The 25757-nt window shown below is 68.8% G+C and carries 21 protein-coding genes and 2 tRNA genes; 11 read left to right on the top strand and 12 right to left on the bottom strand.

All coding sequences use genetic code 11. The features are described 5' to 3' along the window. Positions 1-26: 26 nt before the first annotated feature. The 3 genes from D1369_RS21165 to D1369_RS21155 all read right to left on the bottom strand — a co-directional run bounded on the left by D1369_RS21165 (position 27) and on the right by D1369_RS21155 (position 1904). On the bottom strand, positions 27-518 hold the full coding sequence (locus tag D1369_RS21165; RefSeq protein ID WP_007383143.1) for a hypothetical protein: 492 nt from the start codon (positions 516-518) through the stop codon (positions 27-29). Between the two features lie 72 nt (positions 519-590). Beyond that, a complete protein-coding gene (locus D1369_RS21160; protein WP_007383144.1) occupies positions 591-1466 on the bottom strand; it encodes a DUF2797 domain-containing protein in 876 nt (291 codons plus the stop codon). Between the two features lie 60 nt (positions 1467-1526). Then, positions 1527-1904, bottom strand: a complete 378-nt coding sequence (locus tag D1369_RS21155) for an HGxxPAAW family protein (RefSeq protein WP_007383145.1) — start codon at positions 1902-1904, stop codon at positions 1527-1529. An 81-nt stretch (positions 1905-1985) separates the two neighbouring features. On the opposite strand from D1369_RS21155, the gene D1369_RS21150 reads away from it, so the two are divergent. Further along, positions 1986-2474, top strand: coding sequence for a MarR family transcriptional regulator (locus D1369_RS21150; protein ID WP_007383146.1), 489 nt, complete (start codon positions 1986-1988; stop codon positions 2472-2474). Between the two features lie 200 nt (positions 2475-2674). Continuing rightward, positions 2675-3193, top strand: coding sequence for a GtrA family protein (locus D1369_RS21145; RefSeq protein WP_037900705.1), 519 nt, complete (start codon positions 2675-2677; stop codon positions 3191-3193). A gap of 6 nt (positions 3194-3199) precedes the next feature. On the opposite strand, the gene D1369_RS21140 is transcribed toward D1369_RS21145, so the two are convergent. Then, positions 3200-3730: an NUDIX domain-containing protein gene (locus tag D1369_RS21140; protein ID WP_007383148.1), complete on the bottom strand. Its 531-nt coding sequence runs from the start codon at positions 3728-3730 to the stop codon at positions 3200-3202. Positions 3731-3905: 175 nt separating this feature from the next. Between D1369_RS21140 and D1369_RS21135 the strand changes: the two genes are divergently transcribed. Together D1369_RS21135 and D1369_RS21130 are read left to right on the top strand one after the other, a co-directional pair. Beyond that, a complete protein-coding gene (locus D1369_RS21135) occupies positions 3906-4091 on the top strand; it encodes a hypothetical protein (protein WP_007383149.1) in 186 nt (61 codons plus the stop codon). A 264-nt stretch (positions 4092-4355) separates the two neighbouring features. Further along, a complete protein-coding gene (locus tag D1369_RS21130; RefSeq protein WP_237557637.1) occupies positions 4356-7193 on the top strand; it encodes a PKD domain-containing protein in 2838 nt (945 codons plus the stop codon). A gap of 529 nt (positions 7194-7722) precedes the next feature. On the opposite strand, the gene D1369_RS21125 is transcribed toward D1369_RS21130, so the two are convergent. The 3 genes from D1369_RS21125 to D1369_RS21115 all read right to left on the bottom strand — a co-directional run bounded on the left by D1369_RS21125 (position 7723) and on the right by D1369_RS21115 (position 12831). Next, positions 7723-10902 (bottom strand): NACHT domain-containing protein, encoded by a 3180-nt coding sequence (locus tag D1369_RS21125; protein ID WP_158680138.1) that lies wholly within the window; start codon positions 10900-10902, stop codon positions 7723-7725. A gap of 739 nt (positions 10903-11641) precedes the next feature. Further along, positions 11642-12112, bottom strand: a complete 471-nt coding sequence (locus tag D1369_RS21120) for an NUDIX domain-containing protein (RefSeq protein WP_007383152.1) — start codon at positions 12110-12112, stop codon at positions 11642-11644. Between the two features lie 2 nt (positions 12113-12114). After that, positions 12115-12831 (bottom strand): hypothetical protein, encoded by a 717-nt coding sequence (locus D1369_RS21115; RefSeq protein WP_007383153.1) that lies wholly within the window; start codon positions 12829-12831, stop codon positions 12115-12117. Between the two features lie 146 nt (positions 12832-12977). Between D1369_RS21115 and D1369_RS21110 the strand changes: the two genes are divergently transcribed. The 4 genes from D1369_RS21110 to D1369_RS21095 all read left to right on the top strand — a co-directional run bounded on the left by D1369_RS21110 (position 12978) and on the right by D1369_RS21095 (position 15670). Beyond that, on the top strand, positions 12978-13208 hold the full coding sequence (locus tag D1369_RS21110; protein ID WP_050789894.1) for a hypothetical protein: 231 nt from the start codon (positions 12978-12980) through the stop codon (positions 13206-13208). A 248-nt stretch (positions 13209-13456) separates the two neighbouring features. Next, on the top strand, positions 13457-13900 hold the full coding sequence (locus D1369_RS21105) for a hypothetical protein (RefSeq protein WP_037900711.1): 444 nt from the start codon (positions 13457-13459) through the stop codon (positions 13898-13900). Positions 13901-13970: 70 nt separating this feature from the next. After that, entirely contained in the window at positions 13971-14807 is an 837-nt protein-coding gene (locus tag D1369_RS21100) for a protein kinase (protein WP_037900714.1), read from the top strand. Positions 14808-15253: 446 nt separating this feature from the next. Then, complete coding sequence (locus D1369_RS21095; protein WP_050789721.1) at positions 15254-15670, top strand: site-specific integrase; 417 nt, start codon at positions 15254-15256, stop codon at positions 15668-15670. Positions 15671-15761: 91 nt separating this feature from the next. On the opposite strand, the gene D1369_RS21090 is transcribed toward D1369_RS21095, so the two are convergent. Then, positions 15762-15834, bottom strand: a tRNA-Arg gene (locus D1369_RS21090). 200 nt (positions 15835-16034) lie between these two features. Beyond that, a tRNA-Ser gene (locus D1369_RS21085) sits at positions 16035-16125 on the bottom strand. A 153-nt stretch (positions 16126-16278) separates the two neighbouring features. Here D1369_RS21085 and D1369_RS21080 point away from each other — a divergent pair. Together D1369_RS21080 and D1369_RS21075 are read left to right on the top strand one after the other, a co-directional pair. After that, entirely contained in the window at positions 16279-16716 is a 438-nt protein-coding gene (locus D1369_RS21080; protein WP_007383158.1) for an SSI family serine proteinase inhibitor, read from the top strand. A 171-nt stretch (positions 16717-16887) separates the two neighbouring features. Beyond that, complete coding sequence (locus tag D1369_RS21075; RefSeq protein ID WP_118082570.1) at positions 16888-21432, top strand: PAS domain-containing protein; 4545 nt, start codon at positions 16888-16890, stop codon at positions 21430-21432. On the opposite strand, the gene D1369_RS43020 is transcribed toward D1369_RS21075, so the two are convergent. Together D1369_RS43020 and D1369_RS21065 are read right to left on the bottom strand one after the other, a co-directional pair. Next, positions 21429-21875, bottom strand: a complete 447-nt coding sequence (locus tag D1369_RS43020) for a hypothetical protein (protein ID WP_007383161.1) — start codon at positions 21873-21875, stop codon at positions 21429-21431. The genes D1369_RS21075 and D1369_RS43020 overlap by 4 nt on opposite strands. Positions 21876-21922: 47 nt before the next feature. Next, positions 21923-22510 (bottom strand): TetR family transcriptional regulator, encoded by a 588-nt coding sequence (locus D1369_RS21065; RefSeq protein ID WP_007383162.1) that lies wholly within the window; start codon positions 22508-22510, stop codon positions 21923-21925. 135 nt (positions 22511-22645) lie between these two features. Here D1369_RS21065 and D1369_RS21060 point away from each other — a divergent pair, with 135 nt between their 5' ends. Beyond that, entirely contained in the window at positions 22646-23839 is a 1194-nt protein-coding gene (locus D1369_RS21060; RefSeq protein ID WP_007383163.1) for an MFS transporter, read from the top strand. Positions 23840-23967: 128 nt separating this feature from the next. Here the strand turns inward: D1369_RS21060 and D1369_RS21055 are convergent, their stop codons facing one another. After that, on the bottom strand, positions 23968-25647 hold the full coding sequence (locus tag D1369_RS21055) for a long-chain fatty acid--CoA ligase (RefSeq protein WP_007383164.1): 1680 nt from the start codon (positions 25645-25647) through the stop codon (positions 23968-23970). Between the last annotated feature and the right edge of the window lie 110 nt (positions 25648-25757).

The following is a 25757-nucleotide window of genomic DNA, read 5'->3' as shown; positions in this document are numbered from 1 at the left end:
CCAGGCATCCGGCCGAGCTCCGGCCGCTAGCGGACCGGCCCCTGCTCGTCCACATGCACCGTCGGTGCCCCGAGGAACACCTCGGCGCCGACCGGGCCGTAGGCGATGTTGAAGGTGTCCAGCCAGTACGACCAGTCCCGCAGGCCGACGGCGCTGCTGAAGCGGTAGTTGAGCCGCCACCGCACCCACTGCCCGGGCTCCAGCCGCACGCCCGGGCGCCGCCGCGGCCGGGGCGGCACCCCGAACATCGGCCTCACCCTCGGCAGCACCCGCAACCGCCCGTCCGCCTCACTGAGCTGGACGTCGACGCCTTTGAGGTTGTCGCCCTGCTGGTCGTGCGGCACGAAGTCGTCCCGCTCGTCCATCCGGACCGCGTGGACGAACGACTCTCCGGCCCGCCCCACCGCGGACGGCGGCAACGCGAAGCCGACCGGAGCCGCGTTCCTCCGTGCCGCGGCCTCGCCGCCACGGGACCGCTTCGTCCATGACGTGCGTATCCACTGCACGGTGACGTCCATCCCCGGCCCTCCCCCTCGTCGGACACATCAGACCCGTCAGACCCGTCAGACCCCTCAGGCCGGTCAGACCTGTCAGAACAACCCGTCCTGAATCCCCGGTGCCTCCTTGAACTCTCTCACCGGCACGGTGATTTCCGCCCCGTCGGCCGGGACGAGTTCCCACCCCGTCATCAGCCGGGTGTCCAGTACGACGACTCCGCCGCTGTCCGTCTCCAGGTGCAGGTCGGGTCCGGCGGCCGCGAGGAGCCGCCCGCCCACCGACCCGCCCGCGACGAGCTCGCTCACCTCACCCACGGCGGTGGGCAGACCTGCGAGCCCGAACACCTCGACGTGGTCGACCGGTTCGTACGGCGCGCGCTCCAGGGAGTCCGGCCAGCCGCCCAGTGCCCCCGCCCGCGCATGCAGCTCGGCAAGCTCGCCGGCCCGCTGGCCGGCCGACACCGGCAGGACGGACCGTACGGCCCGCTTGGCGCCGTAGGGAATCCGGTCCGGTACCGAGAGCGCCGCCCGCAGCAGCTCCTCGGTGCGGCGCGCGGCCATGAGCGGACCGGTGCCGAGCCAGCTGAAGCAGACCGCACCCTGCTCCAGCAGCCGCGCGGAACCCCGCTCGTGCGCCGTGATGCCGACCTTGACCATGCCGGGCCCGAACCACGCCAGATACACCCGGTACGGCCGGGGATCGTCCGCAAGGGTGTCGGCGGCCACGGAGTGCGCCCGGTCCAGTCGCGCGCACTCCTCGCAGCGCGCCCCGGTGGTCCGCCCCGACACCGCGGTCCGCGCCGGGCACGCGTGCCCCCGCGCTCCCACACATGTCCGCACACCCCCCTCCGCGACCCCGAAGGCCACCCGCTTCCCCCAGGTCAGCGCACTGCGCCGCCCGCCCTCCCACCGCAGCACGGGGCCGTCCGCCGACCACGACAACCCCGAGCACTTCCATCCCTGTGCCATCCCTCACGAGAGTAGGGGGCACCACTGACAACGGGCCGCACGAGGGACTCCGGGGCCGGTTCAGCCCACCGACTCCGCGGAAACCGGTTCCGCGGTGGCCGTGGCCGCAGCCCTGGACCCGACCGCCGTGGCGCGCGCCCTTCCCCGCCCCGCCATCCGGCACCCCACGCACCCCGGATGCCCCTGCCGCGCACCCGTGTCCCGCACCCGCATCCCCCACTGCTCGCGCGGCCGGCGCCCCGGCGGCTTACCCCAGCCGGTCAGGTGCAGGGCCCAGGTGACGAGGGCGCTCGCCGCGGTGATCACGATGCCGACGGCGATCAGCGCGCCGGACACTAGGCACACCCCCACCCCCAGCACGGACGTCCCGACCGTGGCGATGCCGACTCCGGTCCATCCCGCGACCGTGTGCCCCTCGTCATACTGATGTGCACTCACAGATCCTCCTCGACCCGTTCTCTCACGTCCTAAGAAATTTAGCGCAGAAACCTCTCACACACTAAGAGAATCAGGAATCCGATGCACGCCGAGCCCCGCCCCACCGCCACTCCGGCCCAGGCACTGGAGGCGATGGACTTCTTCATCGCCACCGCCCACCTCGGCCAGCAGGAGATGGCCCAACGGCTGGGCCTGAACGTCACCGACCTGCTGTGCTTCGCCTGCGTCCTGAAGGCCGGCGAGGACCTCCTCACCGCGGGCGACCTCGCCGAGCACGCCCATGTCACGACCGGCGCGGTCACCGGCATCCTCAACCGCCTCGAACGCGGCGGCTACGTCACGCGCGTACCCGACCCGAACGACCGCCGCCGCGTCCGGGTCGCCGCGCTGCCCGACGCGGTGGCCAAGGTCGTCGCCCTCTACCAGCCGTACTACGACCGCCTCGACGCCGTCTTCGCGGGCTACTCCGCCGACGAGATCGCCGTACTCCACGACTGGTTCAGCCGGTCCACGAACCTCGCGCTCGCCTATATCGAGGAACTGCGGGCGAAGGACGCGGGGGATGGGTGAGGGGGAGGCGGGCACTGCCGGGGCAGTGCTGTCGTGAGCCAGTACCGGGGTCGCCCCACCCCGGGGGTGGAGCCAGCCCTACCTTCGGTTCGGTAGAACACTCCATCGTTTCGGCGGGGCCGCCACGGCATCGTTGATCGCGGCTGGTCCACCCGGGATCCAGCGGATCGACACGCCAGCGCCGAGCCGGAGGAAACCCCATGGAGCCGCAGACGGCCGACCGGACCACGTCCAAGTCCCCGTCCACGCCGGGCCCTCTCGCCTCCTTCGTGCGCTTCGTCGTCTGCGGCGGCGGGATCGGCGTCCTCTCCAGCTTCGCCGTACCGCTGGTGGCGCTGACGATGCCGTGGGCGATGGCCAACGCGCTGATCACCGTGGCCTCGACGCTGCTGTGCACCGAGCTGCACGCCCTGTTCACCTTCGGCACCGGCCGCCGCCCGGGCTGGCGCCGGCACCTCCAGTCCTCCGGCTCGGCGGCCGCCGCGTACGCCGTCACCTGCGTCGCGATGTTCCTCCTGCACGCGGTCCATTCCTCGCCGGGCATGCTCACGGAACAGGCGGTCTACCTGAGCGCCTCCGCCCTGGCCGGCATCGGCCGCTTCCTGGTCCTGCGCCTGTTCGTCTTCACCGGCGCCCACAAGTCCCGGCGCCCGTCCGGGACTGTGGTCACCCTGCCCCGCCCGACCCTGCCGCGGGCGGCGGTCAGCACCGCCTGCTGACGCCGTTCACAGGGCCTGATAACGCCGAAGGGCCTCCACCCCGTCGGACACGAACACCCCCAGCCCGGCCGACCCCCGCCCGGCCGATCCCCGCCCGACCGGCCCCCGCCCGACCGCCTCCAGCAACTCGCCCTCCTCGAACCACCCGCACCACGCGATCTCCGCCGGATCCGGCACGAGCGCCTCGGTCACGACCACCTCGTGCACCCCGAGCCAGTAGGGGCTGATCTCGCCGCGGCACAGAAACGTGAAGACCAGACGCGGCGCCCCGAACACCCCCAGCTCCTCGCCGAGTTCCCGGGCCGCCGCGTCCTCGTACGACTCCCCGACCTCCACTGCCCCGCCCACCAGCCAGTTGTACTGGCCGGGGAAGCGGGAGACGCTCTCCGGCCGCCGATGCACGAGAATCCGCCCGCCCGGATCACGGCAGACCGTGGTCGCGACCCGGTGCAGCCACCGCTTCTCGATGGCCTCCCCCCGGTCCACCACCCCGATGACCCGGTCCTCCTCGTCCACCCGCTCGACCAGTTCACCCATGCCGGCCACGATCGCAGAGGGCTACGACGACCTCGCGATGGGGGCTGGCGGCCCCCTGGGGGTACAGCTGCCCCCACCTCGTTTCGGGCGGCCGGCTCCATGTCGCGGCGTCGGGATCGGCGGCATCGTAGAAGCCATCAGCCCCGGCCCCCGGCCCCCTCCAGAAGGAACTCCCATGAACCAGCTCCTGTCCTCCCCGCCGGTCATGATCTCCCCCGAGACCGAACTGGCCCCGCTCCTCACCGCCTGGGACCAGGCCCACCCCGCCACGACCGACCCCGACTGGCGCCACCTGCTCGACGAACTCGCCCACCCCCGCACCACCCAGGCCTTCCACGGCCTGGCCACGCGCACCGCATGAGGTCAAATTGCTGCGGATGGGTACGGCACGCCACATGGCCGCTGCCAGTACTCCGGTTGCGTACTGGTGCTGCTGCCCCGGCCGCAGGCACGCCAACTTGCCGGCTCCGGGCGGTACTCGACCGCCGCCTGCAGCGGTCCTCCGTGCGAGGGGCGGCCTGACCGAAACACGTTCAAGCGGATAGAGGATCAAGGGCAACGCAAGACCCCCTCTTTGTGGTGCCGGTGCCAGACTGCGCGGCAGGACATCCGATCTATTGGGGGAATGGTGGGCACGTCACGCTTCGTCGCCCTGGCCGCGAGCGCGCTGGCCGTCGTGAGCGCCCTGGCCGGGGCGCCGGCCGCTGCGGCGGACACCGGGCAGCCCGGGACGCTGTACGTGCAGGGCGTCGACTGGTGCAGCGACACGGGCCCGGGCACACAGGACGTGCCGTTCTGCTCGGTTCAGGCCGCCGCCGACGTGGTGGTGCCGGGCCAGACGGTCGACATCGTCGGCCCTCCGCGCCACGGCGGGAGGGTGACCATCACCCGGTCCGGCACTTCCTCCGCGCCGATCACCTTCCAGGGCGTCACCTCCGACCCCATCGGCACCCCGGCCGCCCAGATCCTGCCGCCCCTCCTGGGCGGAACGATCACCCTGTCGGGCGTGCACGATGTCCACGTCTCCTATCTCCTGCTGGACCACTCCACGACCGACGCCGTCGACGTCAAGGGCTCGCAGGACGTGGTGCTCGACCGTCTGTACATAGCCCAGCAAGGCCCCGAGGACGCGACCGCGGCCACCGACGGGGTCTCCGTCGACGGCGCCTCGTCGGACGTCACCGTCTCCCGCAGCCGGATCTACGACAGCCACGGGAACGCCGTCCAGGTCGCGTCCGGCGCGCACGACGTCACCGTGACGACCAACGAGCTCGAAGGCAGCAGGTACGCCGAGATCGCGGTCAGCGGCACCGCCACCGCGGATCTGACGGGCAACACACTCGACGACGCGTGCGGCCCGGGCCTCACCATCGACCACGGCTCCTCCGCGACGGTGGAGAACAACGTCTTCACTGGCGTCGGGCACGGCACCGTCTGTCCCGCCCCGACGGCCCCCGCGTTCTCTGTCGCCGCCGACTCGGCGGCCTCCGTGACCGCCGACTACAACGCCTTCGCGCTCGACAGCGGCCGGGCCGAGTACTCCTGGGGCGGCACCGGCTACACCACAGTCGCCACCTTCACCGCGGCCACCGGCCAGGGCGCCCACGACCTCGACCACGTCGGCTACGCCTACCCGGACGCCACGGACGAGAACTCCCCGGTGATCGACTCGGCCGACGCCGATGCCCCAGGCGAACCGGCCACCGACGTGAACGGCGCGCCCCGGGTCGACGACCCCCTCGTCACGGACACCGGCACCGGCACCGGCACCGGCACGACGTACGACCGAGGGGCCTTCGAGCGGCAGGACACGCTCTCCGTGCTCGGCGCCGCCACGCCGTCCAGCGGTATCGGCCCGCTCAGCGTGTCGGTGACGCCGGGCGGCCCGCATTCCGGCTCCTGGGGTCTGCCGTTGACGTACACGGTGGACTTCGGTGACGGCAGCCCAGCAGTCACGGACGCCTCGGGGACCGTCACGCACACGTACACCACCCCTGGCGTCTACGCCGAGAAGGTCACCGTCACCGACGCCAACGGGTCCAGCGCGACCCGGACGGCGAAGGTCACCGTCGGAACGGCAACGCCCCCGGCCACGTCAATGACCGTGAGCCCGGAGATCGCCGAGGGCACCGTCGACGCGGGAACCGCCTCCCTCACGCTCGACCACGCGGACAACTGGGAGCTCGCCTCGCGCACGATCTCCTGGGGCGACGCCTCGTCCAGCAGCGTGCCCGTCACCGCGGGAGCCACGGGGCACGACTACGACGAGCCGTTCCGCAGCGACACGCTGACGCTGACGCAGACCGACATCTTCGGGCGCACGGCCACCGCCACCGCCACCTTCCGGCCGGCCGACTCCTACACGCCGCTGACGCCGCCGGAGTACGACTACCAGGGCACCGTCAAGGCACACGGCCTCCTCGACCTCACCAGCAGCACCCTGCACACCGATGCGAACGGCGTCGACGCGGCCGCCCTGAGAGTCACGGTCACCGGCGGCACCTCGGGCGGCTATCTGACCCTCTATCCGTACGGCACGGCCCGGCCGTCCGTCTCCGCTCTGAACTTCGCCGCGCACCAGACCACCGAGAACGGCATGACGGTCAGGACGAGCCCTGCCGGGGACGTGTACCTCTACAACGGCAGCGCGGCCTCCGTCAGCGTGAAGGTCGTCACCGCCGGGATCTTCAGCCACGCCCAGTACGGGCACTCGTACACGCCCGTCACCCCCGTCCGCGTGCTCGACACACGAAACGGCACGGGCGGCGTCACCGGCCCGGTGGCGTCCGGGAAGTCGATCACCGTCAGTGTCGCCGGGACCCACGGCATCCCGGCGGACGCGGCGGCCGTCGTCCTCGACGTCCAGACGACGAGCACCCAGGCTTCCGGGTCGCTCACCGTCACCTCGCACGGCATCGCGGACTCGGCCGTCACCACGTCGTACTGGACCAAGGGGCAGACGGTGTCGAACCTGACCGTCGTGCCACTGGCCGACGGCAAGGTCGTGCTGCACAACAGCAGCAGCGGCTCTGTGCAGCTGGTCATCGACGTCTTCGGTTACGCCGACGCGACCGGCACCGGTTCGGTCTACCTGCCGTCCACGCCCACCCGGATCCTCGACACCCGGAACGGCACCGGAACCGGGGGCCGCATCGCCAAGCTCGGGGCGCACCAGACGCTGAAGCTCAGGTTCAGCGGCGTCCACGGCATCCCGTCGTCCGGCACCACCGCCGCCGACCTGGTGCTGACCGCCGTCAGCCCCGCCACCGGCGGCTACCTGACCGCTTGGGCCGACGGAACCACCCGGCCGGGCACGGCAAGCCTGGACTACGGCACCGGGCGGACGACACCGAACGAGATCATGCCCCCGGTCGGCTCGGACGGGTACGTCGACATCTACAACGGCGGCGCGGCGCCCGTGAACGTCCTCGCCGACCAGTACGGCGCGTACGTGTCCGAGTGATACCGCAACCACCGACACGTCCTGGACAGCAACGGGCTTCCTCTCGGGTCCCGTTGCTGTACTTCACTGCTGTACGTCCCTCAAACGCCAAAGGCCCCGGAGTGATCCGGGGCCTTCAACCTGTGTGCACTCGGCAGGATTCGAACCTGCAACCTTCTGATCCGTAGGATCGGGCAGTCTGCCTGGCGGCGGCTCCGCCTTCCTCCCGCCTGATTGCTGGCGGTCGTGAACAACAGCCTCTGTGTGCCGTCGTTGCCGTCAGGGTTGCCGTCAGTTCCAGACGGGGAGCGCCGACTAGCACCAGTTCCAAGCACGCAGAACCCCAGGCCCACCCCCGTTGAGAGTTACAACCTTACCTACTGGATTCAAGGCGGCTTGATTTGCTCACCGGGCGGCCCGGCCCCCGGCCGGGCCTTCGCTCCTGTCTCCGCCCCGCTCCGGCCCGGCCGGCGCCCGTTCCGCGCAACAGCGCCTTCCGGATGTCCCGGGCGAAGCTCGCCGAGGCTCGGCCTGCGTGCCCCACTTTTCACTAAGAGCGCATGAGAACCTTGACACCCTTTCCTAGCGAAGACGCCGGAGTAGCAAGCTGAACCGACTCACTGAAACGAATTTGCACGCCACTCATTCCAGCAAAAGGCGCAAGGTCCACAGTGCGATCAGCCCTTCCTCGCCGAACTCCAATACGAAGCGAATTTACATTCTTTATGCGCGCCAGGTCCGGAAGAGATTTTTGGCGTACCGAATATGCATTTATGCGCAAATTGGTCATTTCGCTGACAGTCTCAGTATTTCTAAAATTCCCGACATGCATGAAGTTAACGCTAACCAGACTGTCCGCGTTCTCAAATCCGGAAAAGTCGACCTCATTACAGAACGTAAATGAAGCTATTTCCAAACTTGGAAATTGACCAGGCTGCGCGAACCCCTCTACCGAACCGCTCATACCAATTTGAATAGCCCGCAAGTTCTCCATGGCAGGAAAATGCACAAAGCTAAACGGCACTCCCACATCCTTGACTTGAAGCGTCAATGAGGTGAGTTCCTGCAGTTGGCCGAACCTTTCCAAATTCTCTTCCGCAGGATCAAAATTCCCAAGAGAAAGTCCCTTTAGGCGAGGGAGGCGGGCAAGGCGCTCCAATGCTGAAGCCGAGTCACCCCAGAGTCCAATATGGCTCACCGACTGGCAGTAATCGAGCCAATCATAGTTCTCTACAGGGCATCCACACCGAAGAATTTGCAATTCCGGAAAATGCCGCAACGTGGGCAACAATTGTTCGTGGTCGATCACAAGTTCTCGGCGCGCGATTGGGGATTTACTCATCACTCGCTTGGCATACTCATCTACGTCAAACTGAGTCCAGGCGCGAGAAAGCTCGGTATAGACGGCTTTACGGCCATCGGAACCATAACCACTCAAGATATCGAGCGCAGCTTCACCACCCACCAAGCTTGCCGTCCGTACGGTTGATGCGGCCTTCTGAGCAAGTAGCCGACGCCCAGAGCGGGGTAGGAGCGGCAGCACAGACTCGCCTACAGCAGCTAGCTCTTTTGCCTCAGACACCTTCGAGGGCGGTATCAATTTTTCGGCATGCCGCCTGACAAGATCATAAGTTTTTCGATCCAGCTGGTCTGCATTCTCCAAGCAAGCGGCAGCGAGCAGGTGCAACCGAGTCGTATTTGCGGGCTCTTCCTCTCCGCGTGTGATCAATTGATTGAGAATGTCACTGCATTCTTCTGGGCGAGCATGCCCGAAAGCCATAGCAACGACTTCCTGCCATTGATCGACGTGCGCATTTTTAACCAAAGCGCCAATATCGTTCAGTGACACAATGGTCGCGGCTGCGAGATATTCCTGAAAAGTCCGGTGAATAAAATCAACTCGCCCTTCCACCGGTCGCCGTAGGAGGCCGCTACGCACCATCAGATACTTGTATACGTCATGACCACTGGAATTAACTGAGGGCATCGACTCCAGCGCCAAAGCCACCTGGTCAATTGCTTGATCCTCTGTTGTATCGGTTAGCTGATTGCGCAGTAGCCAATAGGCGAAATGGCCCAGAATTCGTTTTTTCTGGTTGAGTGTCAGAGATGGCGCGTCAGAATGCTTAATACGCCTCTCGACATCACGACGCACTAGTAGCATCTCGAGGGCTGCAGAGTAGAGCTCCATGCGGCCTTGCGGCAATTGCATTCGCCGATCTCTGCTGAGCGTACACAACAGCGCGCAGAGGAGTGGATTCGAGGCCAACTTACGAAGCTGCCGCTGCCCTCGGATAGCCCTTACGAGTTCATCCTCATACTTGGTAAGCTCGTCTATGTCTTCTTCGGTCGTTTCTGCTGGCAAGCACGAACGAGCAGCATCATGCCAGTGCTTTACGAAATTCTCGATATCCAAGCGGCTCATCGGAAGCATATCGACTGACGTGAAGTCCTGATGGACAAGCCATCGTTCTTCTGCCGCAGCCGGGCGTGAAGTCACGATATATCTAACCGCTGGATAGGTGTCTAGTAGCTCCTCAAGCCATTCCTTAGCCTCTTCGCGTCTATTCTCGGGTAGCTCATCCACTCCATCGATTAGGATGAATGCGCGCCCGCTCCGAAGAACTCGGTTAACCCAACCACTGGGCATCTCTCCGACGAGATGTTTGCCAATCTCATTGAGAAATTCATGCGCAGCTGGAAGATCACGATCAGCAAATCGACGCAGCGGCAAAAGAATTGGAACGTGGCCATTAAATTGCCGAAGTTCACCGTCAAGTGAGCGACGTGCAGAGTTAACGGAAAGCCAACGCAATAGAGTGCTCTTACCTGAGCCAGCATCTCCGCGAAGCAAAATACGCCTGAAGTTCGCGATGGCACTTTCGGAGCGTAGACCTCCGCTCACTTCCGCTCCAGCATCAGCGATACCTGTATGCCAGGCGGTTGCGCCGTCGAGACCTACTAGATCCTTATCGAAATCATCTTTCTCGGTACCAGATTTCTCAGACCCTGCAACGGAGAGACTGATATAAGCCGCACTCAGTGGGTACGATCGCTGGTCTGGCTGAGAGTACGTCACGCCGAAGAGCTCTAGCTGGTCAAGCTTTGCGACGACTACCTCTGAATACTTTTCTTCAAAATTGATCTCTTCTGCATCTGCATCATCCACTACTGCTTGACGAATATTATGCAGCTCTTTTGCTGCCTTGGTTGCGCGTTTGAGCTGCTCAATATTCGCTCTGGCCAGGAATGAAGGCCAGGTGGTTACAAAGTTGAGGAGTTGAGCAGAAACCTCAGTCACTATGCGGGTGTAGAGATTATATCCTCCCTCACTCAACTCAACCTTTGCAACGCTATCTCGTGCCCCAGTTATAATCTTCTCACTGTAAACATGCGGATCGAAGTCGGTATCAAAAACATCGACGGAAACCGCTGCGAAGGAATCAACTGCCGACTGTAGTGATGCGTTAGCTTCCGACTTGGGCAGGTCGGCGTATTCATTCCGCATAAGCGGTTCCATGATCGAGGTTACATGTTTTGCAAACTCTTTAATATCGCGATCCGTAACCTCTACGGCTGGAAGCAGCTTGTTTTTGAGGCGACCTGTCGATCCGCCTGTGACGATCAGTGCGCCAGCCTTCGGAGCCAATGCCGATCTGACAACAGCAGATACAGCAGAGCGCAGTGCGCCCGTAGCTACCTTGTACGCGAGCTGTTCCCAGCCAACCATGCTTCTTCCCCCATTTGATCGCATGCGCTGTCAACACACCATCTTAGGGGAGAGCCGCTCGAATGGCACTGCAATCTGACACACCCAGAGGGCCACTCTCTGGCTCTGGCCTTTCAGCTGGTATCCAACTGGTGCATGCCGAACCTGTGCTGCCGCCAGAGCTCATCCTCCGTCCGCCGGCGGCCCCCCAAGCGCGCGTCGTACAGCATGGCCTACGCAGTGTGCTGTCCTTATAGGCAACATGTAACTGGCCGGAGGGGGCGCATCGAGGCACACGCGCACCTGATGGTTCCACGGACCCGCCATCGCGGCTGACTGTCGTCGGCTGAGGCACGGGCTTCACGATTCGCTGGCTCTGTTCAGTGCGACCGCCTGGAGCTGGCGGATTGGTCGGCGCCGAACGCGGAGCTCGATCCCATCGGAGTCCAACCCTCTCCAGAGCAGCCGTACAGGCTCAACCTGGCGACCAATCAATCTGCTCCGGATGCGACAGCATCGCTGCTGGGCCACAAGCGCACCATATCGAGCGGGGAACAAGCAGGAACCACGGTGAAAGCGACCGGCTTCGAAACGATCCCGGGCCAGCCGTTCGCCCAGTTCATCGGCCGAGTCTCCCCCCAAATGCGCGGCTTGAAAGCCTTGTGCTTTCTGACGTCAAGCAAGGAACGACGACTGGCACTCCCGGGCAGCGCACAACGCGACGTCTCCCGACCGGTCGGCCTGGTGTAACGCCGTCAAATCAACCCAGATAGGGCCGCTCACGCTGCTCCAGGAAGTGCCGGATTCGTAGCCGCTGCGTGTGATGCATGGGCAGTTGATCAATCTCCTCGGACTGGACGAACTTCAGCTCCGTGGACTCGTCCGAGATCGCGAGCTGGCCCCCGATCACACGCGCGGTGAAGCAGACGTTGAACTGTCGACGCACCTCACCATCCGTGTAAGCGATGACGTGGCGCGGATCGGTGTACGTCCCGACGAGACCGGTGATCTCCACGTCCAGGCCCGTCTCCTCCTTCACCTCACGGACGGCAGTGCCCGGCAGGGAGTCCGTCATCTCCATACCGCCGCCAGGCAGCGCCCAGAGGTCGTTGTCCCGTCGGCGCTGTAGGAGGACGCGTCCCTCGTCGTCAGTGACCACCGCGGACGCGGCGACGACCAGACTGTTGGGCTTGGGAGCGTCCGGGTCGTCGTAGTACTCAGTGCGTGCCATGATCACTTCTCTCGTACTGGCTTCGCGGTCGCCCACACTGCATCGAAGCTGTCAGCGTAGGTCTCGAACATGCCGCCTTCCCCATTTCGGCGCAGGTGCCACACAGGGGCCCGGTAGGCGTTCACGCCCCAGACGTGAGCGTTGACCAGTGCCTGGTCATCGGCCCGATAAATCGAGTTGTAGAGCGTCGTGGCATGGGTCCGTACCTCGATGCCCTGCGTCCCGATAAGCGGGCGATAGTGCATCAGCGCGAGACGGCAACGTGACTGGATGCCGTGGCCGAACTTCTCCTCCTCGCCTCGCTGTTGGACGTTCGAGCTCTCCGCATCGCCGAGCGCGATGCGGACCGTGCAGCCCTCGGCCGCTCGCTCCTTCAAGAGCTCGTTGAGTCTCGGGTACGCCTCGTGCAGGAAGACAGCGGCGTACACCAACACGTCGATCTGCTCGCGGGCCTGGGTCAGGAGGTCCACGAAGGTGGATACGGGGATGTCCGCCCGCTGGTCGTAGAGAGCCACAAGTTCTGGGCTGACGGCGCGGGCGGGGCGTGCCTGCCTGAGCGATGGCCATAGAGCGTGCACGTCTTCTCCTAGCGTTTCTGCTGCCAACATGGCTGTGGCACGACGCGGCGTACGCCCCAGGTTGACCCATCGTTCGACGGACTTGGGATCGACTTCGACCTTGCCCGCGAGGGCGTTGTACGTCCAGCCACCGGCCGCCATGGCCGCACGTAGTCTCTCGTTTGCCACTTCAATCTCTCCTAACATCCGGGGACGGCACTAGGGACGTTCTACCCGACGCGGGACGTCCTGAAGTGGGGGTTGTCGGTGGTTCCGACGTCCTGATGGTCGGCAGGAAGCTCGTGTGCATGGCGAGCAACCAGCAGACCAGGCCAAACATCGGCGAACTGGCGAAGGACAGTGCCAGCAGACGTATCGGCGTCGTCATGGGTGAGATCGGCGGTCGTGTGCAGATGCGGCCAATCCCTGGGGGCAGGGAGTGGGATGCCATGCCGGACAACGTCGTCGCGCTCAGCGCTCGGGAAGAACTGAGCGCCCGTCTGGCAACGAGGAACGGCAACAGTCGGGTTGGGCTGTGATGCGCGCCGTCGGCCGGTATGCCGGGGTCCTGTTCATCATCTGCATCAGCGGCTCGTGCGGCTTGGTGATCGGCATGGCCCTCGGTACCGGCCAGTACTAGACCGGCCGCCCCGAGCGGGTGCCGCTTACGGCTCCCCGTCCCCGCCCGGGGCCGGCCTCCGACCCGCTGGCGATCACCTCCGATTCGAACTCGGCGATCGAGGCGGCAGGTAAGTGCCCTGCACCACTTCACACGAGGAGACGGCACATGAAAGCAACGGCGAACGTACACAAGACCGGTCGCGCGGTCGCAGGTGAGGAGTTGTTCGAGAGCCTGGCCCACTTCGTGGTAACCCACCACAGCGAGTCGGCCGAGCGTGCCGAGCGGATCGCCGACCAGGCGGTGGCCTTCGTGGTCACGGCGGCAACTGCCACCGTTTCCATGGCCCCTTCGGACGATGTCGACCTCGGCCTTCACGCCCTCATCCTGCACACCAAGGAGTACGGCCAGCTGTGTGAGCGGTACGCGGGCCGCTTCCTGCATCACAACCCGAAGCCGGGCGGTGGGGCCCGTGACCCGGAGAAGGTCGCGGCCTCGGCCCGTGCCATGAAGGCCGCCGGATTCGCGGTCTTCGACGACTTGTGGACCGTCGACGGCACGAACCTCGCACAGTGCGACTCGGACTGCGGCCGTCCCTACGGTGACGCGTAGCACCCGACAACAGAGGTGCGGTCGGCCCGGGTTGGTGGTCGACCGCGTTGCCGGAAGGAGAGAGAGGACGTTGTCCGACTCAACCCCTGAAATGCCGATTGTAGTGCTCGACGCGCTCATGCCCACGGAACAGCGGCTGATCCTGAGCCGTAGGGGCTCCACGGTCTGGGAAGTGGCCGGCCCACGTGGTCACCACGCCGTGAAACTCGGCTATCCGATCGAGGCCACTGGGGAGTGGCCGGCCCAACCCTGGACCGCGCTTGCGCCCGCACGCGAAGGCGCTGTGCTGCACCGTATCGGCTCGGGTGAGGTCGCGTACGGCGAGTGGGAGCGCGGAACCTGGAACTTCCAGCCGTGGCACGAGGGGCCAGACCTGTACCGGATCTGGGAGCCCTGCCGCAGGCGGGGCTCATCCATCGCGCCGCACTACAGCGTGGCACTGGGCTGCGTCGAAGCGCTGGCAGAACTCCATGTACGGGGCTGGGCACACGGCGACGTGCAGCCTGCCCACTTCATCATCGGGCCGGTACGAACCCATCTCATCGACCTCGCGCTAGCTCGCGGCGGGCAGGTACCTGAGAGTTACGACTTCCCGTTCCGCGGCTGCCTCGTCCACTACGAGGCACCAGAGATCGCTCGCAGCGTGCTCGACATCGGAGAAGCCGAGCCGACGCAGGAGGCCGACATTTACGCCCTCGGGGCGTCCCTCCTGATCTCAGCCACCGGGTGGCGAGCGGTCGAGTACCCGGACGACGCTCCGCGCGCCGTCCAGAGAAAAGCAGTGGCGAACGGAAGGCGCCGTCCTGTGAAGGCGCCCGGTGAGCTGGGCGACCTGGTCGACGCGATGCTCAGCCAAGCTCCCGAAGATCGGCCAACGATCTACGAGGTGGGTAAAGCCCTGAGCTGATCCCACGGCCCGTTTCGCCGAGCCTGCTCGCGCGGGTGACCGACAACAAGAGACCGGATCACCCTCAGCCTGGACAGCATTCCGGGCGGTCCGGTCATGGAAGCCCTGATCAGGACCCCGGTGCCGACGGTACCGGGGCAGTCGGCGTGCTCGGATTCGGGTGCGGCTGCAACCCCTTTCAGCTGGCGTTGCGTTGGGGAGGAGGGCGAATGAACGACGGTCATTGGGCGCACAGTTCTGACCTGGCCCACCGGAAGTCAGCCACGGTGGCGAGTCCGCCGAACAAGCACCCGTCACGTATGTCTCCAGCGACCCCGTTCCGGCATCAGCCACGTTTCCAGATTTCGAAACGAGGGTCATCAGGGCGGCGGGGTCGTGCCTGCTCGGGCTCGACCTGGTCCTCGGGCTGGGCGAGCCGCTTCCTGCCCTGGCTGTCGTCCGAGTGCGTGACGGCGCTCCGTGCTCAGCGCGCCCAGCAGGTCGCCGATCGGAAGAGCGCGGGCGACAACTGGAAGGGGACGGGACACGGTCTGGTCTTCACGACGAAGAACGGCACCCCGATCGAGCCGCGCAACCTGAACCGCTCCTTCGAGACGCTGTCCATACGGGCCGGCATCCGCAAGGTCCGCTTTCACGACCTGCGCCACACCTGCGCGTCGCTCCTCCACGAGCAGGGCGCCGACGCTCGCATGATCATGGAAGTCCTCGGCCCCAGCTCGATCCGAGTGACCATGGACATCTACACCTTCGTCCGGCTCGACGCGCAGCGCTCCGCGTCCGATCGCGTCGGGGATGCCCTGAGGAGTGACGGCAACGACGGGGAAGATGACGACGGCGCGGCCGGGGTCCTGGTGGCCGTCTGATCGACCTCGAAAGACGGTCGCCGTCAATGACTGCCGTCAACGCATAAGCCAGAGGCCCTGTGGATCTCTCCACAGGGCCTCTGGTCTGCTGTGCACTCGGCAGGATTCGAACCTGCAACCTTCTGATCCGTAGTCAGATGCTCTATCCGTTAAGCTACGAGTGCTTGTTCTGTTTTCTCGCCGTTTCTTGCCCTTCCGGGCCGCTCGCGGCGACAGGAAGAACATTACATGACTGCCGCTCGCATGTGAAATCCGTTTGCCATACCCGTTGTGACCTGCGGAAACGTACATCTGAGCGAGATCGAGAACTACCCGGGAACGACGAAGCCCCGGTCGCTTGGACCGGGGCTTCGGTGATCTTGCGCGGAGGCGGAGGGATTTGAACCCTCGATGGGATTTAAGTCCCAAACCGCATTAGCAGTGCGGCGCCATAGACCGGACTAGGCGACGCCTCCAGCACAGCCGCCCGCGCGAGCGCGAGTGGTGCGTGCAGATGATGACACAGCCGAAGGTCGCGCCACCAATCGGCTCCCACGGTACTAGGCGGGTGGGGCGCAGGGCAAAGTGCTTCCGCGCAACGTACGGACGCGTTCGCCGTTAGTCAGGGCATGTCATACGTCACCCGGACCGGCCGGCTCGCCCGGCTGAGCCCTCTCCCCCTGTTCCTCGCCGCCCTGGCGCCCGTCCCCGCGTCGGCGTACACCGAGACCGGCGACCACCTCACCGTCACCGTCCGGGACACCGGCAGCGGCGCCGACCGGGCCGAAAGGATCTACGAGGTCGACTGTCATCCCGCGCGCGGTACCCACCCCGATCCCGCGGGCTCGTGCGCCGGTCTGGACCGGATGACCCGCTGGGGGCGCGACACCTTCGCCCCGGTCCCCGAGGGCAGCGTCTGCACGATGCTCTACGGCGGTCCCGCCACCGCCCATGTCACGGGCACCTGGGCCGGGCGCCCCGTGGATGCCCGGTTCGACCGGAGCAACGGGTGTGAGACCGCCCGCTGGGACCGGTTCGTGCCGCTCCTGCCCAGCATGGGCACCTAGCCCCCCGAGAGGCGGTCACACGTTCTACTTCACTTCGTCGTGCGACCTCCCTCTCATCCGGCACCCCCGCGCAGGCGCTGCGCTTAGACTCCCTCGCGTGACACGTCGCGGGCCCCTTGGCAAGATGGCCCGAGCGGTCGGCAAGGTGCGGTAACAGGGAGGAAGCGTCTCGTGAGCAGCAGGCCATCCCGAGGCGCTGCTCGCCTCGCAGCCATACTCGACGCGCTTCCCGACGCGTTGGTGCTGGTCAACGCCAATGGGACCGTCGTCAACGCCAACACCATCGCCCTGGAGGCGTTCGAGGCGCCGGGGACGGCTCTCGTGGGGCGGGGCCTGCTCGATCTGCTGCCGCAGTTCGACTCTCGGCTCATCCCGGGCTCCATGCGTCGGCCCGATCACATGGACCCGCGCGGGCGGACCAAGCCGGCCCGGATGATGGCGCGGCGGACCGACGGCAGTGAGTTTCCCGTCGAGGTCACCAGCGCCAACCTGGAGAACGGCCAGCAGGCCTACGACGGTTACGGCTACAGCAGTGACGAGCTGCTCATGCTCGTCGTACGGGATCTGACGGGGACCGTCGACACCGAGGCCGAGCTGGCCCGTTCGCAGCGGCAGACCGAGATGATCCTGCGGGCCGCGTCCGAGGGTGTCGTGGGCACCGACACCGACGGGCGGATCGTGCTCGTCAACCCGGCCGCCGCTCAGATACTGGGTTACCGGGCCAGCGACCTCGGCGGCCGCGAGCTCCACGACCTCATCCTGCACTCCCGCGCCGACGGCACCCCCTTCGCGTACGAGGAGTCCCCGCTCGCCGACACCCTGCGCTCCGGGCGCAAGCACCGGGTGCGCGGGCAGGTGCTGTGGTCCAAGAAGGGCGAGAAGGTCCCGGTCGACCTGACGACCGCGCCCGTGCGCGACGGCGACCAGCTCGTCGGCGCCGTCCTCACCTTCACCGACCGGCGGCCCTACGACGCGCTCGCCGACGAGAAGTCCACCGCCGAGAAGGCCCACGCGGAGGAACTGGACCGGCTCGAGGAGGAGCACGCCTCCGAACTCACCGCGCTGCGCCAGAAGCACATCACCGAGCTGGAGGAGCTCCAGGAGCGGCACGACGAGGAACTCGCCGCCGGCGAGGAGCGGTACGCCGCGCTCGGGGAGCGTGAGAAGGACCGCTACGAGGCCCTCGCCGGCCGGCACGACCAGCTGCTGACGCTGCTCGGGCGCTCGCTGCGCGGGCCCCTCGACGAACTGCGCCGCGAACTGTCCGCGCTCGCCGCCGACGACGCCGGACAGCTCTGGCCCGAGGCCAACCAGGTCCTGCACCACCTCTCGGCCGGCTACTCCCGCATCACCAACCTCATCGACAACGTCCTCGGCTACCAGCGCCTCGACGCGGGCGCCGACGACATCGTCCGTACGAACGTCATGCTCGACGCGGTCGTCGCCGCCGGCGTGGACGGCGCGGTCGAGCTCATCGGGCCGGGGCGCGTCCAGTTCGCCGTGCACGCCCCGCCCATCGAGGCCGAGGTCGACGCCCAGCGCCTCGCGACCGCGCTCGCGCACCTCATCGCGGACGTGGCCGGGGTCGACGCGACCGGGAACTCTCCCGTGTCCGCGGGCGGTTACATGGACAACACGGTCGTGGTCGCGGCCGCGCTGCGCGGCGAGAGCGTGCGGATCGAGGTGCGCGGGCCGTACGCCGGGGGAGACCCGGTGCACGAGCCGATCGTGCGCGGGATCGTGCGCGCCCACGGCGGTGTGCTGCAGACGCACGAGGTGCCGGGCATGAGCGGCAGCGCGTACGTTCTCGAAGTGCCCATCGGCGGTGGGGCGGGGGCCGTCGCGGTTCCCGGTCCGGCCGCGCTGGAGGCGGCCCCCCAGGAGGGCGCCCCCGGGGAGACCGCCCCCGCCGAGGGCGGCGGACGGCGGCGGGCCCGGCGCTCCTCCACCGACTCCTTCCTCGACGCCGACGTCCCCTCCGGGACCGACGAGTCCGTCCCGCCCACCGGGCGACGCAGGCGGCGGGCGGCCGCCGAGCAGGAACAGGCCGTGTCCGTACCGGCGCAGGCCTCCGGCGACGACGGGGACGGCTCCGGAGGTACGGGACGCCGCCGCGGGCGGCCCGCCGAAGGTGCCGAGGCCGCCGAAGCCGGTGTGGCCGAGGGTGCCGTGGTGATGGCCTCCGAGCACGGCGCCGGTTCCGCGGCCGTGGGCACCGGTCTGGGCGGGACCGTGCCGCCGCAGGGCGTGCCCGTGCCGGCCGGAGGTCGGGCCCGGCACGACGGCGGCGAACAGCACGCGCTGCCCGCGGCGTTGCCCGCGGGCGGCTCCGCCGAAGCGGGACGGCCGCAGGGGCAGCTCGAGATCGCCGGGCAGGGTCCGTCCGGCGAGGGCACACCGCAGCAGGACGGGCGCCGGCGGCGTGCCCTCGCGGCCGCTTCGGAGCGCGCGGCGGCGCAGGAGGCCGCCCCCCGCTCGGTGTTCGCCCTCCCGCCCGCCGATGCGGACCGACCGGCCGACGGCACGGCCCCGGCAGGGCTGGCCCAGGCACCGGCTCCGGGCCAGGTCCCCGGACTGGGGCAGGGGCAAGGACAGGGGCAGGGGCCGGCTGCGGTGCCGAGGCAGATCCCGGGCCAGGCTCAGGGGCAGGTCGCGGGACAGGGGCACCTTCCTGGACAGGTGCCGGTGCCCGGTCAGGTACCGGTACCCGCTCAAGGACACGTGCCCGGTCAGGGCCAGGTGCCCGCTCAAGGACAGCTGCCGGGCCAGATTCCTAACCAGCTTCCGGCCCCGGGTCACGCCCAGCTCCCTGCCGACGCGCAGGTGCCCGGTCCGATCCAGGCTCCGGGGCAGGTCCCGGCCGCCCCCGTTCCCGCCAACGGCCTCGCACAGCCCCACCCCGCCGACGTCCACGGCGACGAGGGTCGGCACGACGCCGTGCCTCACGACCAGGCCGACGACCACACCCCGCCGCAGCCGCACCCCACCAACGCGCCGACGGGCCGCCGTCGACGGGCCGTGGCGCAGCCCGCGGAGGCGACCGTCGGTACGCCCGCGCAGGGAGTCCCGGCCCAGGCCGGACAGGGTGTCCAGGCAGCCGTCCCCGACCGGCCCGTGCCCGTGGGAGTTCCTACGGCCCCTGCCCAGCAGGTCCCCGGCGCGGTGCCGGCGGCCCGGTTCCCGGGTGTGCCCGTGCAGAACGGGACCGGACAGGCCGGCCTGATCCCGCAGACCGCACCCGCCCCGGCCTCGCCGCTCCCCGCGGCCCCGGCCCAGCCCGTACCGGCCCCCGGCCTGCCCCTCCCCGCCGAGGCACCCCAGCCGCAGGCAGCGGCACAGGTACCGGCGCCGGGACCGGCCGCGCCCGCTTCCCAGCCCTGGCCCGGCAGCCACGACGCCCCCGGCGCCGACACCCCCGTACCGGCGAACGGCGCCGCCGCGGCCGTACCCCCGAACCAGCTCGCGCCCCAGCCCGCGCAGGTCCCCGCAGCCGGTCAGCCCACTCCGCCGCCCGGCACGCCGCAGGCGGCGCAGCCGCTGCCCGCCGAGGCCGCGGTGGCACCCGCCGCGCCCGTCGACCCGAACTCCACGCAGGGCCGGGCGTTCAGCGTGCGGACCCTCGGTCAAGGGGTTCCGTTCACCCGGCAGGCGGCCCAGGTGCAGCAGCCGGGGACGGCCACGCCTCCCCCGCACCAGTCCAGTGGGTCGGGGCGGCGGCGCAAGCTCGGCACCCGGCCCGACCCCGCTGCCGCCGCGGTCCCGGAGCCGGGGACGCATCCGGCGGCCGAGCAGGCCGTGTCCGTACCGGCGCAGGCACCGCAGCCGTCGTCGGCCGGGCAGTCGCGGCTCGCGCACGCCACCGAGGCGGCCGGGCGGTCGTACGCCATAGGGGCACCGGACGAGAACGCCGCCGAGGGGCCCGAGCCGTTGGACGGTCCCGGTGGGGCCGTCGAGATCCCGGACACCCCGCGACCGCAGCCGATGGACGACGAACTGCCCCCGGAGCCGCTGGACAACCCGCGGCGGCTGCTGGTGTGGCCCGCGCCGGACGTGACGACCCAGCAGGCGCTCAGCGACCGTGGGTACCGTCCGGTCATCGTGCAGTCCCGCGAGGAGGTCGACGCGCAGATCGCGGCCTTCCCCGCCGCGCTGTTCGTGGACCCGCTGACCGGGCCGATCACGCGGACCGCGCTCCAGTCGCTCAGGCAGGCGGCGGTGGCGTCCGAGGTGCCGATCATGGTGACCGCCGGGCTCGGGCAGGCCTCACGGGAGGCGGCGTACGGCGCCGATCCCGCCGTACTGCTGAAGGCGCTGGCGCCGCGGGACAGCGAGCAGCACCCGCCGCGTGTGCTGCTGATCGAGGAGCACGCGGAGATCGCGCTGGCGCTGACCGCGACGCTGGAGCGGCGGGGGATGCAGGTCGCACGGGCCGCGAGTGACGCCGACGCGGTGACGCTGGCGGGACAGCTCAGGCCGAACCTCGTCGTGATGGACCTCATGCAGGTGCACCGGCGGCGGGCCGGGATCGTGGACTGGCTGCGGGCGAACGGTCAGCTCAACCGGACGCCGTTGGTGGTGTACACGGCGGCCGTGGATCAGGCGGATCTGCCGCGGCTGGCGTCCGGGGAGACGGTGCTGTTCCTGGCCGAGCGGTCGACGAGTGCGGAGGTCCAGGCGCGGATCGTGGATCTACTGGCCCGGATCGGAACGAACTAGGGGCGGGCGCCGACGTCGTCCACGGGACCGTGGTGACTGCTCGCGTCCGCGGCTGCGTGGTGACTGATCGCGCCTGCGGGTCCGCGGTCACCGGCCGCGTCCACGGGGCCGTGGTGACTGCTCGCGTCCGCGGCTGCGTGGTGGCTGGCCGTGCCTTCGGGTCCGTGGTCACTGGCCGCCGCCCGCGGGTCCCCGGTGGCTGATCGCGCCCGCGGGTCCGCGGTGACCGGCCGCGCCCGCAGCTGCGTGGTGGCTGGCCGCGCCCGCAGCTGCGTGGTCACCGGCCGCGCCCACAGGACCGTGGTCACCGGCCCCGTCCGCGGGTGCGTGGTGGCTGATCGCGCCTGCGGGTCCGCGGTGACCGGTCGCGCCCGCGGCTGCGTGGTGACCGGCCACGCCCGCAGGTCCGAGGTCACCAGCCGCACCCGCAGGACCGAGGTCACCAGCCGCGCCCGTGCGGCGGGGCCGCACAGCGATACGGTCCGTGCCGCTATCGGGGCGCTACCAGCCGCCTCGCCGCCTCCCGCACCGACGCCCGGAGCCGGTCCCGGTCCGCGGGCTCGCCGCCTACCAGGATCCGCTTCATCTGCGGGACCACCGCTGCCCAGTTGGCCACCGCGATCAGCAGGAACAGCAGGTCGCGGGGCGGGATCGCGTCGGTGACGACACCCCGCTCCTGGCCGTCCCGGAGCGTCGCGACCTTGTGGCGGTAGTGCTCCTGGCGTTCGGCCTCGTCCGGCAGCTCGGCGGTCGCGCCGTACTCCAGGCCCTCCCAGAAGAGCAGCCGCAGCACCTCGGGATGGGCCTCGTGGTAGTCCATGAGACGGTCGATCCAGTTCTCGATGTCGTCCGGGTCGACCGGGACGGCGACCGCGAGATCGAGCATGGCCTTGCCCAGCACCTTCGTGAACAGCTCCGCCTTGTTGCCGAAGTAGGCGTAGATCAGCTGCTTGTTGGCCTTGGCCTGCGTCGCGATGCGGTCGATGCGGGCCCCCGCGATGCCGTGGCGGGCGAACTCGGCGACCGCCGCCTCGAAGATCCGGGCTCGGGTGGCCTCGGGGTCCCTGGTTGCTGCCATGGGGCCAGGGTAGGCGCAGCCGAGCCAGTAACCAACTATTTGGTTGACAGGGAATGAGGGGCTCTCCCAGACTGTTGAGCCATTCGACCAACCAACCAGTTAGTTGTTAGACCTGACTCGAAGGGTCCCCCGGTCATGCCGACAGCAAGCGTCACCACCGGACGGTCCACGCAGGCCCCCGCCCGGCGCGCGGGCTCGCTCCTCCTCGTCCTCATCGCCGTCTGCACCGCCGTCACGGCCGCCAACATCTACCTCGCGGCCCCGTTGCTCCCCCTCATCGCCCGCGACTACGGCTCGACCCCCTCCGCGGTGGCCTGGGTCGCCTCGGTCGCGCAGTTCGGCTACGCCTTCGGCCTGCTCGTCTTCGCCCCGCTGGGCGACACTGTGAACCGGCGGCGCCTGGTCGCCGTCCTCTCGCTCGTGACCACCGCGGCCCTGACCGCCGCCGCGCTCGCCACCGGCACCACCGCCCTGGCGGCCGCCGTCCTGGTCGCCTCCGCGGCCACCGTCGTCCCCCAGCTGCTGGTCCCGCTGGTCGCCCAGCGGGCCCCCGCCGACCGCCGGGCCCGCCATGTCGCGGCCGTCATCGCGGGCCTGTTCACGGGGATCGTCGCGGCCCGGGTGCTCGGCGGGCTGATCGGACAGGCCTTCGGCTGGCGGGTGGTGTTCGTGGGCGCGGCCGCCCTGACGGCCGTACTCGGGCTCGCGACGGCGTACGCCCTGCCGGCGGAACGCACGCGCCGCTCCGGCCCGCTCTTCTCGGGCCTGACCACCCTGCCGTCCGTCGTCCGCCGCTCGCCCGACCTGTGGCGCGCGTGCGTGCGCCAGGCGGGGATGTACGGCGCCTGGAGCGCGCTGTGGACCTCGCTGGCCCTCCTGCTGACCGGCCCGTCCTACGGCCTGTCGACCGCGACCGCCGGGCTCTTCGGCCTCTTCGGGCTGGCCGCGAGCGTCGTGGCGCCGCTGGCCGGCGGGTTCGTGGACCGCTTCGGCGCCGCCACGGTCGTACGGTCGGCGTATCTGCTCGCGGCCGTGTCGGTACCGCTGTTCTGGCTCGGCGGGCACGCGCTGTGGGCGCTGTTCGTCGCGGCGATCGCCGTCCACGCGGCCCTGGTCGCCTCCCATGTCGCCAACCAGACCCTCGCCCTGACGACCACCTCGACCCCCGCCACCGCCAACACGGCGTACGTCGTGGCCGGTTTCGCCGGCGGCGCGACGGCGTCGGCGCTCGCCGGCTCGGCTTTCGGCTGGTGGGGCTGGGGCGGGGTGTGCGCGGTGGCGGGCGTGTGGCTGGCGTTGGGATGGGCTGCCACCTCGGTACGGCGGTGACGGCTGCCGTACGGCGGTGACAGCTGCCGTACGGCGATCAGGGCTCCGGGTCCCGGCCCGGGGCGCCCTGTTCGCCGTACCGCTGGTGGGCGCCGTACTCCTCGGGTGCGCCCTGCCCCTCGTGCCGCTCAGAGCTGGGTGACGTCCAGCTCCCCCTCCGCGTAGCGCTTGCGGAGCACCTTCTTGTCGAACTTGCCGACGCTCGTCTTCGGAACCGCCTCGATGATCGACCAGCGCTCCGGGAGCTGCCACTTGGCGATCCTGCAGACGTCGCTCGCGAGGAAGGCGCGCAGGGACTCGAAGTCGGCGGTGGAGCCCTCCTTGAGGACGACCGTGGCGAGGGGGCGCTCGCCCCACTTGTCGTCGGGGACGGCGACCACGGCGGCCTCGGTGACGTCCGGGTGGGACATCAGGGCGTTCTCCAGCTCGACCGAGGAGATCCACTCGCCGCCGGACTTGATGACGTCCTTGGCCCGGTCGGTGAGGGTGAGGAAGCCGTCGGCCGAGATCGTGCCGACGTCGCCCGTCTTCAGCCAGCCGTCCTCGCTGAACTTGTCGGCGGGGCGCAGGGGTTCGGCGTCCGGGCCGTTGTAGTAGGCGCCGGCGATCCAGGGGCCGCGGACCTCCAGCTCGCCCGCGGACTCGCCGTCCCAGGGCAGGCGCTCGCCGCCGGGGCCGGTGAGGCGGGCCTCGACGCCGCTCGGGAAGCGGCCCTGGGTGAGGCGGTACGCGAACTCCTCGGGCGTGCCGGCCGCATGGGCCGGCGGGCGCGCGACGGTGCCGAGCGGGGAGGTCTCCGTCATGCCCCAGGCGTGGCAGACCCGCATGCCCAGCTTGTCGAAGGCCTCCATCAGGGAGGGCGGACAGGCCGAGCCGCCGATGGTGACCTGGGTGAGGGAGGAGACATCACGGGGCTTGGCGGTGAGCTCGCCGAGCAGGCCCTGCCAGATGGTGGGGACCGCGGCCGCGTGGGTCGGTCGCTCGCGCTCGATCATCTCGGCGAGGGGGGCGGGCTGCAGGAAGCGGTCCGGCATCAGCATGTTGACGCCGGTCATGAAGGTGGCGTGCGGCAGGCCCCAGGCGTTGACGTGGAACTGGGGGACCACCACGAGCGAGGTGTCCTGGTCGGTCAGGCCCATCGACTGGGCCATGTTGACCTGCATGGAGTGCAGATAGATCGACCGGTGGCTGTAGACCACGCCCTTGGGGTCGCCCGTGGTGCCGGAGGTGTAGCACATGGAGGCGGCCTGGCGTTCGTCCAGCTCGGGCCAGTCGTAGGTGGTGGGCTTGCCGGCGATGAGGTCCTCGTACTCGTGCACGCGCGCGGGGGAGCCGTCGAGGAGCGTGCGGTCGCCGGGGCCGGAGACCACCACGTGCTCGACCGTCTTGAGGTGCGGGAGCAGCGGGGCGAGCAGGGGGAGCAGCGAGCCGTTGGCGATGACGACCCGGTCGGCCGCGTGGCCCACGATGAAGGCCAGTTGGTCGGCCGGGAGGCGGAGGTTCAGGGTGTGCAGGACCGCGCCCATGGAGGGGATCGCGAAGTAGGCCTCGACATGCTCGGCGTTGTTCCACATGAGGGTCGCCACGCGCTCGTCCTCGACGACCCCGAGGTCCTCGCGCAGGGCGTGCGCCAGCTGGGCGGCGCGGGCGCCGACCTCGGCGAAGGAGCGGCGGTGGGGCTCCGGCTCGCCGGTCCAGGTGGTCACCTGTGAGGTGCCGTGGATCGACGACCCGTGGGTCAGGATCCTGGAGATCAGCAGCGGTACGTCCTGCATGGTGCTCAGCACGGCGTCCTCCCGGGGCGACATTGCCTACGCGGTAGTAAGGGATGCGCCGATTCTGCGCACATACCGCGCGGTATGTCACTAGAGCCGGGCGATCGATCACGTCACGATGCCCTCACAACGGCCGGCCGTCA

It is taken from the genome of Streptomyces sp. CC0208, from assembly GCF_003443735.1.
GTDB classification, from domain to species: Bacteria; Actinomycetota; Actinomycetes; order Streptomycetales; family Streptomycetaceae; genus Streptomyces; species Streptomyces sviceus.
The sequence above is the reverse complement of the archived record's forward strand: the minus strand, read 5'-3'. Positions and strand labels throughout refer to the sequence as shown.

What these genes read in the sequence shown, in the direction of transcription:
- D1369_RS21165 (WP_007383143.1), bottom strand. Translation starts at nt 518, where the DNA reads ATGGACGTCACCGTGCAGTGGATACGCACGTCATGGACGAAGCGGTCC.
- D1369_RS21160 (WP_007383144.1), bottom strand. Translation starts at nt 1,466, where the DNA reads ATGGCACAGGGATGGAAGTGCTCGGGGTTGTCGTGGTCGGCGGACGGC.
- D1369_RS21150 (WP_007383146.1), top strand. Translation starts at nt 1,986, where the DNA reads ATGCACGCCGAGCCCCGCCCCACCGCCACTCCGGCCCAGGCACTGGAG.
- D1369_RS21145 (WP_037900705.1), top strand. Translation starts at nt 2,675, where the DNA reads ATGGAGCCGCAGACGGCCGACCGGACCACGTCCAAGTCCCCGTCCACG.
- D1369_RS21140 (WP_007383148.1), bottom strand. Translation starts at nt 3,730, where the DNA reads ATGGGTGAACTGGTCGAGCGGGTGGACGAGGAGGACCGGGTCATCGGG.
- D1369_RS21135 (WP_007383149.1), top strand. Translation starts at nt 3,906, where the DNA reads ATGAACCAGCTCCTGTCCTCCCCGCCGGTCATGATCTCCCCCGAGACC.
- D1369_RS21130 (WP_237557637.1), top strand. Translation starts at nt 4,356, where the DNA reads ATGGTGGGCACGTCACGCTTCGTCGCCCTGGCCGCGAGCGCGCTGGCC.
- D1369_RS21125 (WP_158680138.1), bottom strand. Translation starts at nt 10,902, where the DNA reads ATGGTTGGCTGGGAACAGCTCGCGTACAAGGTAGCTACGGGCGCACTG.
- D1369_RS21120 (WP_007383152.1), bottom strand. Translation starts at nt 12,112, where the DNA reads ATGGCACGCACTGAGTACTACGACGACCCGGACGCTCCCAAGCCCAAC.
- D1369_RS21115 (WP_007383153.1), bottom strand. Translation starts at nt 12,831, where the DNA reads ATGGCGGCCGGTGGCTGGACGTACAACGCCCTCGCGGGCAAGGTCGAA.
- D1369_RS21110 (WP_050789894.1), top strand. Translation starts at nt 12,978, where the DNA reads ATGGCGAGCAACCAGCAGACCAGGCCAAACATCGGCGAACTGGCGAAG.
- D1369_RS21105 (WP_037900711.1), top strand. Translation starts at nt 13,457, where the DNA reads ATGAAAGCAACGGCGAACGTACACAAGACCGGTCGCGCGGTCGCAGGT.
- D1369_RS21080 (WP_007383158.1), top strand. Translation starts at nt 16,279, where the DNA reads ATGTCATACGTCACCCGGACCGGCCGGCTCGCCCGGCTGAGCCCTCTC.
- D1369_RS21065 (WP_007383162.1), bottom strand. Translation starts at nt 22,510, where the DNA reads ATGGCAGCAACCAGGGACCCCGAGGCCACCCGAGCCCGGATCTTCGAG.
- D1369_RS21060 (WP_007383163.1), top strand. Translation starts at nt 22,646, where the DNA reads ATGCCGACAGCAAGCGTCACCACCGGACGGTCCACGCAGGCCCCCGCC.
- D1369_RS21055 (WP_007383164.1), bottom strand. Translation starts at nt 25,647, where the DNA reads ATGTCGCCCCGGGAGGACGCCGTGCTGAGCACCATGCAGGACGTACCG.